Source organism: Actinomadura syzygii (assembly GCF_008085905.1).
In the GTDB taxonomy this organism is placed as follows: Bacteria; Actinomycetota; Actinomycetes; order Streptosporangiales; family Streptosporangiaceae; genus Spirillospora; species Spirillospora syzygii.
Genome location: NZ_VSFF01000011.1, coordinates 217,483 through 230,674, shown reverse-complemented (window position 1 = coordinate 230,674; position 13,192 = coordinate 217,483). Strand labels below are relative to the sequence as shown.

The 13,192-nt window shown below is 72.2% G+C and carries 10 protein-coding genes; 5 read left to right on the top strand and 5 right to left on the bottom strand.

The features are described 5' to 3' along the window. The first annotated feature begins 78 nt into the window (after positions 1 to 78). Positions 79 to 792 carry a DUF6882 domain-containing protein gene (locus FXF65_RS29005; protein WP_148353221.1) on the top strand — a complete coding sequence of 238 codons (714 nt, stop codon included), beginning with the start codon at positions 79 to 81 and terminating at the stop codon, positions 790 to 792. A gap of 158 nt (positions 793 to 950) precedes the next feature. Here FXF65_RS29005 and dnaE read toward each other — a convergent pair whose 3' ends face one another. After that, positions 951 to 4,481 carry a DNA polymerase III subunit alpha gene (gene dnaE / locus FXF65_RS29000; RefSeq protein ID WP_148353220.1) on the bottom strand — a complete coding sequence of 1,177 codons (3,531 nt, stop codon included), beginning with the start codon at positions 4,479 to 4,481 and terminating at the stop codon, positions 951 to 953. Between the two features lie 125 nt (positions 4,482 to 4,606). Continuing rightward, positions 4,607 to 5,482, bottom strand: a complete 876-nt coding sequence (locus tag FXF65_RS28995) for an AraC family transcriptional regulator (protein ID WP_148353219.1) — start codon at positions 5,480 to 5,482, stop codon at positions 4,607 to 4,609. A gap of 278 nt (positions 5,483 to 5,760) precedes the next feature. On the opposite strand from FXF65_RS28995, the gene FXF65_RS28990 reads away from it, so the two are divergent. The 3 genes from FXF65_RS28990 to FXF65_RS28980 all read left to right on the top strand — a co-directional run bounded on the left by FXF65_RS28990 (position 5,761) and on the right by FXF65_RS28980 (position 7,207). After that, complete coding sequence (locus FXF65_RS28990; protein ID WP_148353218.1) at positions 5,761 to 6,120, top strand: chorismate mutase; 360 nt, start codon at positions 5,761 to 5,763, stop codon at positions 6,118 to 6,120. Positions 6,121 to 6,191: 71 nt separating this feature from the next. Continuing rightward, entirely contained in the window at positions 6,192 to 6,896 is a 705-nt protein-coding gene (locus FXF65_RS28985) for an AzlC family ABC transporter permease (RefSeq protein WP_148353217.1), read from the top strand. Further along, on the top strand, positions 6,896 to 7,207 hold the full coding sequence (locus FXF65_RS28980; protein WP_148353216.1) for an AzlD domain-containing protein: 312 nt from the start codon (positions 6,896 to 6,898) through the stop codon (positions 7,205 to 7,207). The genes FXF65_RS28985 and FXF65_RS28980 overlap by 1 nt, the downstream gene beginning before the upstream one ends. A gap of 3 nt (positions 7,208 to 7,210) precedes the next feature. On the opposite strand, the gene FXF65_RS28975 is transcribed toward FXF65_RS28980, so the two are convergent. The 3 genes from FXF65_RS28975 to FXF65_RS45490 form a co-directional block, all read right to left on the bottom strand. Continuing rightward, on the bottom strand, positions 7,211 to 8,143 hold the full coding sequence (locus tag FXF65_RS28975) for an RluA family pseudouridine synthase (protein ID WP_148353215.1): 933 nt from the start codon (positions 8,141 to 8,143) through the stop codon (positions 7,211 to 7,213). Next, entirely contained in the window at positions 8,143 to 8,742 is a 600-nt protein-coding gene (lspA, locus tag FXF65_RS28970) for a signal peptidase II (RefSeq protein WP_246199183.1), read from the bottom strand. Before lspA ends, FXF65_RS28975 begins: the two co-directional genes overlap by 1 nt. Before the next feature lie 68 nt (positions 8,743 to 8,810). Next, the gene (locus FXF65_RS45490; protein WP_246199214.1) at positions 8,811 to 9,230 is read right to left on the bottom strand and encodes a TraR/DksA family transcriptional regulator; all 420 of its coding nucleotides are present in this window, start codon (positions 9,228 to 9,230) and stop codon (positions 8,811 to 8,813) included. A 732-nt stretch (positions 9,231 to 9,962) separates the two neighbouring features. Here FXF65_RS45490 and ileS point away from each other — a divergent pair. Continuing rightward, on the top strand, positions 9,963 to 13,136 hold the full coding sequence (gene ileS, locus FXF65_RS28960) for an isoleucine--tRNA ligase (protein WP_148353212.1): 3,174 nt from the start codon (positions 9,963 to 9,965) through the stop codon (positions 13,134 to 13,136). The last annotated feature ends 56 nt before the right edge of the window (positions 13,137 to 13,192 follow it).

Here is a 13,192-nt window from a genome sequence, read left to right as displayed (position 1 = left end):
GTCCTCTGACAGCGAAAGCCTAGCCTGTCCGATTACCGCCCACGATGGCCCCGACCACTGGGATAATGTGTGCCCGACATGTCCGGATTCAGTCCCGCGTTCGAACGCCTCGGCGCCGCGCTGGCGGCCGTCGTCCTGCAGCAGCAGGAGACGCTCGCCGAGTTCCTGCCGCGCGAGGACTGGAGCGCCGACCTCACCGCGCGCACCTACTCCAGCGGCGGCGTCACCGTCCGCGTGTCCCTGCTCGGCAGCTACGCCGCCCGCGAGCGCACCTGGCTGTGGGGCTGGGCCAACCCCCAGTTCGGCGACGCCCATCCCGCGGTCGCGCCGACCCTCGTCATCCGGACGATCGGCGAGCGCCTCGGCGTCGCCGAGTTCACCACGCCCGAGGTCGACCTGTCCTGGTACGAGGGTCCCGCCGGGCACGGCGGCGAGCTGATCGCGATGGCCGCGGGCGGCGTCCTCGGCGGCGCCGGCTACATCGGCGCCGGCTACGACGGCGGCTCCGCCTACCTGCACGTCGACGACCCGCAGGCCCCGCCCGCCCAGTGGGACCCGGTCCCCCTCCCCCGGCTCCTCGCCAACGCCGCCAGCCTGTTCCCGCACGAGCCGCGGCTGACGCTCGCCGGGCTGCTGTCCCGGCACCGCGTCCCCTACCGCCAGACCGACCTGCTCACCGAGGCCCATCTCCCCGGCGGCGGCACCGCCCGCGCCCGCTTCGACGGCCTCGGCCGCTTCGTCGACTGGACATCGGAACTCGAACTCCAAACGGTCCCCGCTCCGTCACCCTGAACGACGGCCTCAGCCGGGGCTACGGGTCGGGCGGCCGGAGGCCGCCAAGGCCGGAGGCCGCCCGACCCGCCGAGCGAGGGGCCGTTTCCCGAGAGCGAACGCGTTCGGGAAACGGCCCCTCGCGAGCAACGGGGGTTCCAGGGGGTCGCCCCCCTGGGCTAACCAAGGCAGGATGGGCCGAGAAGTTGCTTCAGGTCGCCCATCAGGGCGGGGGACGGGGCTACGCGGAGGCGGTCGTCCAGGCGGATGACCGTGGTGCGGGGGCCGTTCTGGACGTGCAGGTGCACCTCCGCCGAGCCCGGGTGGGTGACCAGGACCTCCTTCAGCCGCGACACCGTCGGCGGTGTGCAGCGGCCGAGCGGCATCGTGACCGACAGCGGGCCGGTCGCGTCGGTGATCGTCAGGTCGGGCTGGACGACCTCCATCGCGATGATCTTGGCGACGTCCTCGCGGCGGTCGAGCCTGCCCTTGACGACGAGGATCGCGTCCTCGGCGAGCAGCGTCGAGCAGAGCTGGTAGGCGGACGGGAAGCACAGCACCTCGATGGACCCGCCGAGGTCCTCGAGCTGGAACATCGCCCACGAGTTGCCCTGCTTGGTGACCTTGCGCTGCAGCCCGGACAGCAGGCCCGCGACGATGACGATCTGCCCGTCCGGCCGCTCGCCCCCGTTCAGGACGGCGATCGTGCAGTCGGCCTCGCGCTCCAGGATGTGCTCGACGCCGAGCAGCGGGTGGTCGGACACGTACAGGCCGAGCATCTCCCGCTCGAACGCGAGGAGGGTGGTCTTGTCCCACTCCTCGCCCTCGGGGATCGCGACGGCGAACGCGTCCTCGCCGCTCTCGTCCTCCAGGGCGCCGAAGAGGGAGTCCTGGCCGACGGCCTCCTTGCGCTTGATGTCGATGACCGAGTCGATCGCCTGCTCGTGCACCATCAGCAGGGCCTTGCGCTGGTGGCCGAGCTCGTCGAACGCGCCCGCCTTGATCAGCGACTCCACGACCCGCTTGTTGCAGACGATCGGCGGGACCTTGTTCAGGAAGTCGTTGAAGTCGGTGTAGGCGCCCTTCTCCGTGCGGGCGGCGACGATGCCGTCCACGACGTTGGTGCCGACGTTGCGGACGGCCGACAGCCCGAACCGGATCTCGGTGTCGCCCAGCGGGGTGAAGTCGGCCTCGGACGTGTTGACGTCCGGCGGCAGCACCTTCAGCCCCATCCGGCGGCATTCGGACAGGTAGAGGGCGCTCTTGTCCTTGTCGTCGCCGACGGACGTCAGCAGCCCCGCCATGTACTCGGCCGGGAAGTTCGCCTTGAGGTAGGCCGTCCAGTAGGAGACCAGGCCGTACGCGGCGGAGTGGGCCTTGTTGAACGCGTAGTCGGAGAACGGGACGAGGATGTCCCACAGCGTCTTGACGGCCTCCTTGGAGAAGCCGTTGTCGATCATCCCCTGCTCGAAGCCGACGAACTGGGCGTCCAGCTCCGCCTTCTTCTTCTTGCCCATGACGCGGCGCAGAAGGTCTGCTTTGCCGAGCGTGTAGCCCGCCACCTTCTGCGCGATCGCCATCACCTGCTCCTGATAGACGATCAGGCCGTAGGTGGTGTCGAGGATCTCCCTGAGCGGCTCCTCCAGCTCCTTGTGGATCGGGGTGATCTCCTGCTGGCCGTTCTTGCGGAGCGCGTAGTTGGTGTGGGAGTTCGCGCCCATCGGGCCCGGCCGGTACAGGGCGCCGACGGCGGAGATGTCCTCGAAGTTGTCGGGCTTCATCAGCCGGAGCAGCGAGCGCATCGGGCCGCCGTCGAACTGGAACACGCCGAGGGTGTCGCCGCGGGCGAGGAGCTCGTACGTCGGCTGGTCGGTCAGCGGGAGGGCGAGCAGGTCGACGTCCACGCCCTTGTTCTTCTTGATGCCGGTGAGCGCGTCGTCGATGATCGTCAGGTTGCGCAGCCCGAGGAAGTCCATCTTGAGCAGGCCGAGCGTCTCGCAGGTCGGGTAGTCGAACTGCGTGATGATCGCGCCGTCGGCGTCCCGGCGCATGATCGGGACGTGGTCGGTGATCGTCTCCCCGGACATGATCACCCCGGCGGCGTGCACGCCGGTCTGCCGGATCAGCCCCTCCAGGCCCTGCGCCAGATCCATGATCTGCTTGACGTCGGGCTCTTCCTCGTACAGCTTGCGCAGCTCGCCCGCCTCGCCGTGGCGCGGGTGCTTGTCGTCGAAGATGCCGGAGAGCGGGATGTCCTTGCCCATGACGGCGGGCGGGAACGCCTTGGAGATCCGGTCGCCGAGCGCGTAGGGGAAGCCGAGGACGCGGCCCGCGTCCTTGATGGCGGCCTTCGCCTTGATGGTGCCGAACGTGGCGATGAACGAGACCTTGTCGGCGCCCCACTTCTCCGTCGTGTACCGGATGACCTCGGCCCGCCGGTCTTCAGGGAAGTCGATGTCGATGTCGGGCATGGACGCGCGCTCGGGGTTCAGGAACCGCTCGAAGATCAGCCCGTGCGGGATGGGGTCGAGGTCGGTGATGCCCATCGCGTACGCGACCAGCGACCCGGCGGCGCTGCCTCGGCCGGGGCCGACGAGGATGCCGTTCTCCTTGGCCCACATGATGAAGTCGGCGACGACGAGGAAGTACGACGGGTACCCCTTGCCGAGGATGACGCCCATCTCGTACTCGGCCTGCTCCTTGTAGCCCTCGGGCAGGCCGTCCGGGAAGCGGCGCCCCAGGCCGTTCCAGACCTCCTTGCGGAACCAGGTCTCCTCCGTCTCGCCCTCGGGGACGGGGAAGCGGGGGCTGAGGTCCTGGTACTCGAACATGCCCTGGGGCTCGACGCGGTCCGCGACCAGCAGCGTGTTCCGGCAGCCCTCGGCCCAGATGTCGGACGAGTCGATGCCGCGCATCTCGTCGGCCGTCTTCAGGTAGTAGCCGGACCCGTCGAACCTGAACCGGTCGGGGTCCGCGAGCTGCTTGCCGACCTGGACGCACAGGAGCGCGTCGTGCGCGGTCGCCTCCGACTCGTGCGTGTAGTGCGAGTCGTTCGTGACGACCGGCGGGATGTTCAGCCGCTTGCTGATCTCGATCAGGCCGTCGCGGACCCGGCGCTCGATGTCGAGGCCGTGGTCCATCAGCTCAAGGAAGTAGTTGTCCTTGCCGAGGATGTCCTGGAAGTTCGCGGCCGCCTTGAGCGCCTCGTCGAACTGGCCGAGCCGCAGCCGCGTCTGCACCTTCCCGGACGGGCACCCGGTCGTCCCCATGATCCCGTCGGCGTGCTCGGCGAGGAGCTCCTCGTCCATGCGCGCGTACTTGAAGACGAAGCCCTCGGTGTAGCCGCGGCTGGACAGCTTGAACAGGTTGTGCAGCCCCTTGGCGTTGCGCGCCCACAGCGTCATGTGGTTGATCAGGCCGCCGCCGGAGACGTCGTCGCGCTTCTGGCTCGGCTCGCCCCACTGGACCTTCTTCTTGTGGTACCGGGACTCGGGCGCCATGTACGCCTCGATCCCGATGATCGGGGTCACCCCGGCCGCCGTCGCCTGCCTGTGGAAGTCGTAGGCGCCGTGCATGTTGCCGTGGTCGGTCATGGCGATCGCCGGCATCTCCTGCCGCCCGACCTCCTCGAACATCTGCTTCAGCCGGGCGGCTCCGTCGAGCATGGAGTACTCCGTATGAACGTGCAGATGAACGAAAGAGTCGGCCATGCCTGCTGCGCCTCCTGCTGCTCGTCGCATGCGACCGCGCACGTACCTCGCGGCACGTGTCGCGTATCGGACCGGGGGAAGATCGTCAACCCGGCGGCCGGCCGGACTGACGCGGTGCTGAGAGCCTAACTCTCTTCTTCCGCCCCACGTGCCACGACGCGCCCATTCCGGCGGGCACTACGGTAGGCCCCCGGCGGGACACCGAGCGTGCGCTTGAAGTGCCGAGACAGGTGCGCCTGGTCGGCGAAACCGGTGCGGGACGCGACCTCGGCGGGGCGCAGGCCCTCGTCCAGCAGGTCGCGCGCCGCCCGGACGCGCACCTGGTTCAGGTAGGCGTGCGGCGGCAGCCCCACCGTCTCGCGGAACGCCCTCAGCAGCGGGAACGGGCGGGCGCCGACCGCCTCGGCCAACTCGTCCAGCGACGGCGGGCCGACCAGGTTGGCGTGCAGGATCTCGCGGGCCTCCCGGACGGCGCGCGGCATGCTCGGCGGACGTCGCGGGTCGTCGCGGCGGACGTCGCGGGAGTGCCCGGTCAGCAGCCGCGCCAGGGTCGTCCGCAGGAAGGTGGACGCGGCGAGCGCGTCGCCCTTCTCGCCCGCCCGGTGCACGGCGCGCAGCAGGGCGGCGGCGGTCGGGTCGTCCAGGACGGCGTCGGGGAACGCGGGCGTGCCCGGCCGCGCGCCGAGCTCGGCGGCCACCGCGGCGACGACGTCCACCGGCGGGTAGATCACCCGGTACGCCCAGCCCTCCGGCGCGCCCGCGCGCCCGTCGTGGATGACGCCGGGGTTCACGACGACGACCGAGCCGGGCCCGGCCCGCACGACCCCGCCCGGGTGCTCGAACTCCTCCACGCCCGCGTCGATCACGCCGAACACGTAGCCGTCGTGGGTGTGCCGGGCGAACCGGTGCGTGACGTAGCGGGCCCGCAGCAGGTCGACGTCCGGGATCGCCGGATGCCGGAAGAAGTGCGCGGCCTCCCCCGCGCCGGACACCGCGCCCATACCGGTCATGCTAGCCGGGACGTCTCGGTGGGCGAGACGGCGCCGTCCGGGGTTTGACGGGCGCCCTGCGTCCCGGCATACGATCGGAGCATGGAACGCCGCTACTTCAGGTTTACGCGGCCGGCTCCGGGCGAGCCGGTCCGCACCGCGACCTGAGCGACGACCCCGGAGCCGGCCACAAGGCAGAGTCCCCCACGGGCTCTGCCTTTCCTGTTGATCGGAGCGGCCCCGGCACGGACCCCTTGCGCGCGCGGCCGCAGCACGAGAGGGGACCAGACATGCACGACCAGGTCATCGACCCCGCCGGGCCCGGCGCGCCCTGCCCCGCCTGCGGGCGGGCGGACGAGCTGCGCGTCCCGCTGCCGGCGGCCGCGCGGATCACGACGCTCGGCGAGGCCCGCGCCGCGATCGACGGGCTGGACGCGGCGCTCGCCGTCCTGCTGGAGCGCCGGGCCGCCGTCGCGGCGGTCGTCCAGCGGCTGAAGCCGGTCGGCGGGTTCGCGGGGCGCGACCCGAACCGGGAGCGGGAGATCGTCGCGGCGATGGCGGAGCACGCCCCGTCCCTCGGCCCGGAGCGGCTCGCCCGGATCATGACGGCGGTGATCGAGGCCGGGCTGGACGCGGCCGAGTCCCCGTGACGGGCGCGGGACGCCGTCCCGCGCAAGAACGTTCAAGAACGCCCGGCGGCCGTCCGGCTAGCGTCGCGGGCATGGAGGTCACCGAAGCCGAGAAGGCGGCGGCGCCCGCGGAGAGCACGCGGTCCGCCGCCGTCCGGGACGGGCTGGGCGTGGGCCTCGCCGTGGGCGTGTCCGGCGTGGCGTTCGGCGCGGCGGCGGTCACGGCCGGGCTCGGCGTCGCGCAGGCGTGCGTGCTGAGCCTGCTCGCGTTCACCGGGGCGTCGCAGTTCGCGCTGGCCGGGGTGATCGGCGGGGGCGGCGGGCTGGTCGCCGGGTCGCTCGGCGCGATGCTGCTCGGCGGGCGCAACGCGCTGTACGGGCTGCGGCTCGCGCGGATGCTCGACGTGCGCGGCTGGCGGCGGCTGCTGACCGCGCAGGTCGTGATCGACGAGACCACCGCCGTCGCGACCGCGCAGCGCGGCCGGGCCGCCGCCCGCGCGGGCTTCTACACCACCGCGATCAGCCTGTACCTGACCTGGAACGTGACGACGCTGGCGGGCGCGGCGGGCGCCGCCCGGCTCGGCGACCCCGACGCGATCGGCCTGGACGTCCTCGGCCCCGCCGTGTTCCTCGCCCTGCTGTGGCCCCGGCTCACGGCCGGGCGCACCGAGGTACGGGTCGCGGCCGCCGCCGCGGTCATCGCGATCGCCGCGACACCGCTGCTGCCGCCCGGCGTCCCCGTCATGCTCGCCGCGTTCGCCGCGCTCCCCGCCCTACTTCGTGGGACGGAGAAATGATGAGCGTTTGGATCGCCGTCGTCGCCACCGGGCTCGGGTGCTACGCGTTGAAGCTGGCCGGGCTCGTCACGCCGCAGCGCGTCCTGGACGACGCGAGGATGCGCCGGTTCACCGAGCTGGTCCCGGTGGCGCTGCTGACCGCGCTGATCGCCGTCCAGGCGCTCGCGGACGGCCGGACGCTGGAGTTCGACGGGGCGCGCATGGCGGGCCTCGGCGCGGCCGTGGTCGCGCTCCTGCTGCGGGCGCCGTTCCTGCTCGTCCTGGTCATCGCCGCCGGGGTCGCGGCGGGGCTGCGCCTGCTCGGCCTCTGACGCTCAGGACTCGTCCTGGACGATCTCCAGCGCGCGGGCCAGGTCGTCCGGGTACGGGCTCTGGAACTCCACCCACTCGCCCGTGGACGGGTGCTCGAACCCCAGCCGGACGGCGTGCAGCCACTGCCGCCGCAGCCCGAGACGCGCCGCCAGCGTCGGATCGGCCCCGTACGCCAGGTCGCCCACGCACGGATGCCGGATCGCGGACATGTGCACCCGGATCTGGTGCGTGCGCCCCGTCTCCAGGTCGATGTCGAGCAGGGTGGCCGCGCGGAACGCCTCGACCGTGTCGTAGTGCGTGACGGACGGCTTGCCGCCCGCCACGACCGCGAACCGCCCGTCACCGGACGGGTGCCGGTCGATGGGGGCGTCGACCGTCCCGCGGAACGGGTCGGGATGCCCCTGGACGAGCGCCTGGTAGCGCTTGTCGATGCGCCGCTCCTTGAACGCGCGCTTCAACCGCGAGTAGGCGACCTCGCTCTTGGCGACGACCATCGCGCCCGTGGTGTTGGCGTCCAGCCGGTGCACGATGCCCTGCCGCTCGGACGCCCCGCTCGTCGCGATCGTGTGCCCGGCGCCGAGCAGCCCGCCGAGGACGGTCGGGCCCGTCCAGCCGGTGGTGGGGTGGGCCGCGACGCCGATCGGCTTGTTCACGACGACGATGTCGTCGTCCTCGTAGAGGATGCCCATGCCGGGGACGGGCTCGGCGACCGGCGCGGGGGGCGCGGGCGGCGGCGGCAGCGTCACCTCGAGCCAGGCGCCCGCGTGCAGCCGCTCGGACTTCGTGATCACGGCGGCGCCGTCCAGCAGGACGTCGCCCGCCGCGATGATGTCGGCGGCGCCGCCGCGCGACAGGCCGAACAACCGCGCGAGGGCGGCGTCGATCCGCTCGCCCTCCAGGCCGTCCGGGACGGGGAGGCCGCGCACGTCGCCCATCAGGACTTCTCCTCCGACGCCGGCGCGCCGCCGCGCTCGGGCTCGCCCTCGTCACGCCGCTCGGAGTCGGGCTTCGGGGGGTCGTGCTTCGAGGGGCCGTGCTCCGGTGAGTCGTGCTCCGGGGGGTCGTCGCCGCCGGTGACGCGCGTCCCGTCGACCTGGAGGCCGCGGGCCGCCAGCAGGACGGCGAGCGCGCCGCCGCAGACGATCGCCGAGTCGGCCAGGTTGAACACCGGGAAGTCCGGGACCTGGATCCAGTCGACGACGTGCCCCTTCAGCGGCGCCGGGGCGCGCAGCAGCCGGTCGATCAGGTTGCCGATCGCGCCGCCGAGCAGCAGGCCGAGGCAGACCGCCCAGGGCAGGCTGCGCAGGTTCCGCGCGGTCCGCAGGATCGCCACGACCACGCCGAACGCGATCAGGGTGAAGACGATCGTGTAGCCGGTGCCGATCGAGAACGCGGCGCCGCTGTTGCGGGTCTCGCGGAGCGTGAGCAGCCCGCCGAGCAGCCGGACCGGCTCCTCGTTCTGCAGCGTCGCCACCACGATCGTCTTGGACGCGATGTCGGCGGCGAGCGCGGCCAGGGCCACGGCGACCAGCACGCCGACGCGGCGCGGCCGAGGAGATCCCGTGGATTCCTCGGCCCCGCCCTCTGGGTTCGTTGAGTCGCTCAGCGGCGTTCCTCGCGTTGTTTGCATGTCACACACAGGGTCGCACGCGGGAAGACCTGGAGGCGCGCCTTGCCGATCGGCTTGGCGCAGGACTCGCAGGTTCCGTACGTGCCGGCGTCCATCCGCTGGACGGCCCGCTCGATCTGGGCGAGCAGGTCCTGGGAATTGTATGACAGTGCCAGCTCATGCTCGCGCTCGTAGGTCTTGGCGCCCGCGTCGGCCTGGTCGTCGCCGGCGCCGTCGCTCGTGTCGCCCTCGGCGATCTGGTTCGCGGACGCGGCGATCTCGGCGCGCAGGCCCTCGATCTGCTCGCGCAGCGCACTCCGGACCTCGGCCAGCTCGGCGGACGTCCACTGATGCTCGCCCTCGCGGACCGGAAGTTCGGCCGCCTTGGCGCGCGGCTCGGCGTCCGGCTTCACCGTGTTTCCCTCGTCCACGGGCTCCGCGGGCGGGCCGGGCTTGGCCGGGGCGCGCTTCGCGCCCGGCTTGCGGGCTCTCGTGGCCGGTCCCTTCGCGGCCGGTCCCTTCGCGGCGGGCGGCTTGGCCGCCTGTGGCCGCGTCCCCCGGGCGGTCCCGGCTGGTGCCTTCTCGGCGGGCTGTGCGCCCCTCCTCGCGCCGGCCATGTCGGCCTCCCTCGCGCTGGTCGCCTCGACGGGCAGTGCGGGCAGCATAGGTCCCCTTCCTCGGACGCGGCAAACGACCTGGGCCGCGTTACCGACCGCTTATGCCCGGTCGCCGATCGCCTGGAAACCCAGCGCCGTCGCAGGAGATCGCAAAGGAACGGCACCGGGCCCGCCCCGGCCCTCGGCCGGGGAGAAATCGGGAAGAGAGCGCGTCCCGCGTGCGTTAGAGTCTGGACGAGCAGTCGTATCGGCAGGCCGTGATGGGGACACCTGCCGCCGCACAGCAGCCATGAGCGACCCGGGGACGGTGCGAGCCCGGGGGCGAGCCCGGCGGCCTGATCACCCCGGAGCCGCCGGAGGAACCGCCCCGCCGCGGGCGCAGTAGAACCGGCAGTCGGGACTGGAACGAAGCGGGCCGTGCCGTGCGGGCGGCCAAGGAGGGTGGTACCGCGGGGCGCCCGGACGGATCCGGGCACGCGCCTCGTCCCTCCGGTCAACGTGTTCGCGTCGATCCGGAGGTCCGCCATCGTGAGCCGAGCCTTTCGGCCCCTGCCCGCGCAGGTCGATCTGCCCGCCCTGGAGCGGGACATGCTGCGCCGCTGGCAGGACAGCAAGATCTTCGAGCGGTCGCTGGAGCGCACCGCGTCCGGCCCCCGGTGGGTGTTCTACGAGGGGCCGCCGACCGCGAACGGCATGCCGGGCGTCCACCACGTCGAGGCCCGCGTGTTCAAGGACGTCTTCCCGCGCTTCAAGACGATGAAGGGGTTCCACGTCCCGCGCAAGGGGGGCTGGGACTGCCACGGCCTGCCCGTCGAGGTCGCCGTGGAGAAGGAGCTCGGGCTCACCGGCAAGAAGGACATCGAGGAGTACGGCGTAGCGGAGTTCAACGCCCGCTGCCGTGAATCCGTCCTGCGCCACGTGGACGCGTTCGAGGAAATGACCGAGCGCATGGGCTACTGGGTCAACACCGACCAGGCGTACCGGACGATGGACTCCGACTACGTCGAGGCGGTGTGGTGGTCTCTGAAGCAGGTGTTCGACAAGGGCCTGCTGTTCCGCGACTTCCGCATCACCCCCTACTGCCCGCGCTGCGGAACGGGCCTGTCCGACCACGAACTGGGCCAGCCGGGCGGGTACGAGGACGTCACCAGCCCGTCGGTGTACGTGCGCATGCCCGTGACGTCCGGCCCGCTGGCCGAGCTGGGCGCGGCACTGCTCATCTGGACGACGACGCCATGGACGCTGGTCTCCAACACCGCGGTGGCCGTCCACCCCGACGTGACGTATGTGGCCGCCCGTCCGAAGGGGTCGGACGAGGTGCTCGTCGTCGCCGAACCCCTCCTGGAGCAGGTGCTCGGCGAGGACGCCGAACGCCTCGCCTCCTACCAGGGCGCCGAGCTTGAGCGGACGACCTACCAGCGTCCCTTCGACCTGGTCGACATCCCGGACGCGCACTACGTCGTCCTCGGCGACTACGTCACCGTGGAAGACGGGACGGGCCTCGTCCACCAGGCGCCGGCGTTCGGCGCGGACGACATGACCGTCTGCAAGAACTACGGCATGCCCATCGTCAACCCGATCGGCCCGGACGGACGCTTCCTGCGAGAGGTCCCCCTGGTCGGGAACAAGTTCTTCAAGGACGCCGACGAGCCCCTCACCGACGACCTGCGCGCGCGCGGGCTGCTGTTCCGCGGCGGGCACTTCGAGCATGCCTACCCGCACTGCTGGCGGTGCCACACCCCGCTGCTCTACTACGCGCTCCCCGCCTGGTACATCCGCACCACGCAGATCAAAGAGCGGCTGCTGGAGGAGAACGAGAAGACGAACTGGTTTCCGGAGACGGTAAAGCACGGCCGGTACGGGGAGTGGCTGCGCAACAACGTCGACTGGTCGCTGTCCCGGAGCCGCTACTGGGGCACGCCCCTCCCCCTCTGGGTCTGCGGTGAGGACGAGGAACACGTCACCTGCGTCGGGTCCCTGAAAGAGCTTGGGGAACTGGCGGGGAGCGACATGTCCTCGCTCGACCCCCACCGCCCCTACGTGGACGACGTCGCGTTCCCCTGCCCTCAGTGCGGTGCCGAGGCGCGGCGCGTGCCCGACGTCATCGACGCCTGGTACGACTCCGGGTCGATGCCGTTCGCGCAGTGGGGCGCCCCCCACCGCAACAACGAGATGTTCGAAGACTCCTACCCCGCCCAGTACATCTGCGAGGCCCAGGACCAGACGCGCGGCTGGTTCTACTCCCTGATGGCGGTCGGGACGCTCGTGTTCGACCGGTCGTCCTACGAGAACGTCGTCTGCCTCGGGCTGATCCTCGCCGAGGACGGCCGCAAGATGAGCAAGCACCTCGGGAACGTCCTGCGGCCCATCCCGCTGATGGACGAGCACGGCGCCGACGCGGTGCGCTGGTTCATGGCCGCGAACGGGCTGCCCTGGGCGTCCCGCCGGGTCGGGCACAACGCGCTGGAGGAGATCGTCCGGAAGGTGCTCCTCACCTACTGGCACACCGCGTCGTTCTTCGTCCTCTACGCCAACGCGGCGGAGGCGCAGGGCCGCGCGTGGACGCCGGACCGGCTCGCCGAGGCGCCCGCCCCCGCCGACCGGCCGCTGCTCGACCGGTGGGCCCTCGCCGAGCTGCACCGGACCGTCCGGGAGGTCGACGCCGCGCTGGAGACCTTCGACACGGCCCGCGCCGGGCGGTTCCTCAGCCAGTTCGTCGACGACCTGTCCAACTGGTACGTGCGGCGGTCGCGGCGGCGGTTCTGGGAGGGGCCGGAGAGCCCGGACGGCGCGTCCGCCTTCGCGACCCTCTACACGTGCCTGGAGACGCTGACCCGGCTGATGGCGCCGATCGTGCCGTTCGTCACCGACCACGTGTGGGACGTCATCCGTCCCGAGGACGCCCCCGAGTCGGTGCACCTGACCGACTGGCCGGCCGTGGACGAGAGCCTCCTCGACGACGCGCTGACGGCGCAGATGGCGCTCGTCCGGCGGCTGGTCGAGCTCGGCCGCTCCGCCCGCGCCGCGAGCGGCGTCCGGACGCGCCAGCCCCTCGGCCGCGCCCTCGTCGGCGCCGCCGGCTGGCCCGCGCTGCCCGAGCAGCTGCGCGCGCAGATCTCCGAGGAGCTGAACGTCCTCGGGTTCGAGGAGCTGTCCTCGATCGGCGGCGACCTGGTCGAGTACGAGGTCAAGCCCAACTTCCGGGAGCTCGGCAAGCGCTACGCCAAGGACACCCCGAAGGTCGCCAAGGCGATCTCCGCGGCCGACCCGGCGGAGCTCGTGCGGGCGATCCGCGCGGTCGCGGCCGAGGTCGAGGCCGACGGCGTCGGCGCGGTCGCCCTGTCCGCGGACGACGTGATCGTCACCGAGCGGCCGCGCAGCGGCTGGGCGGTGGAGAGCGCCGCGGGCGAGACCGTCGCGCTCGACCTCACCGTCACGCCGGAGCTGCGCCGGGCCGGGCTGGTGCGGGAGGCGGTGCGGCTCGTCCAGGACGGCCGCAAGTCCGCCGGGCTGGACGTCACCGACCGCATCGAGCTGTGGTGGGAGGCCACCGGCACCGACCTCGCCGAGGCGCTGCGCGCCCACGGCGGCGAACTCGCCGCCGAGGTGCTCGCCGCCGGGGTCACCGAGGGGCGCCCGGACGGCCTCACCGCCAACCGCGACGAGGAACTGGGCCTCACCTACTACCTCAGGAAGGCCTGACGCCACGCCGCGCCTCCCCCGCCGTCGCCGGTCCGCGCGACCGGTTCGGCGGGGGA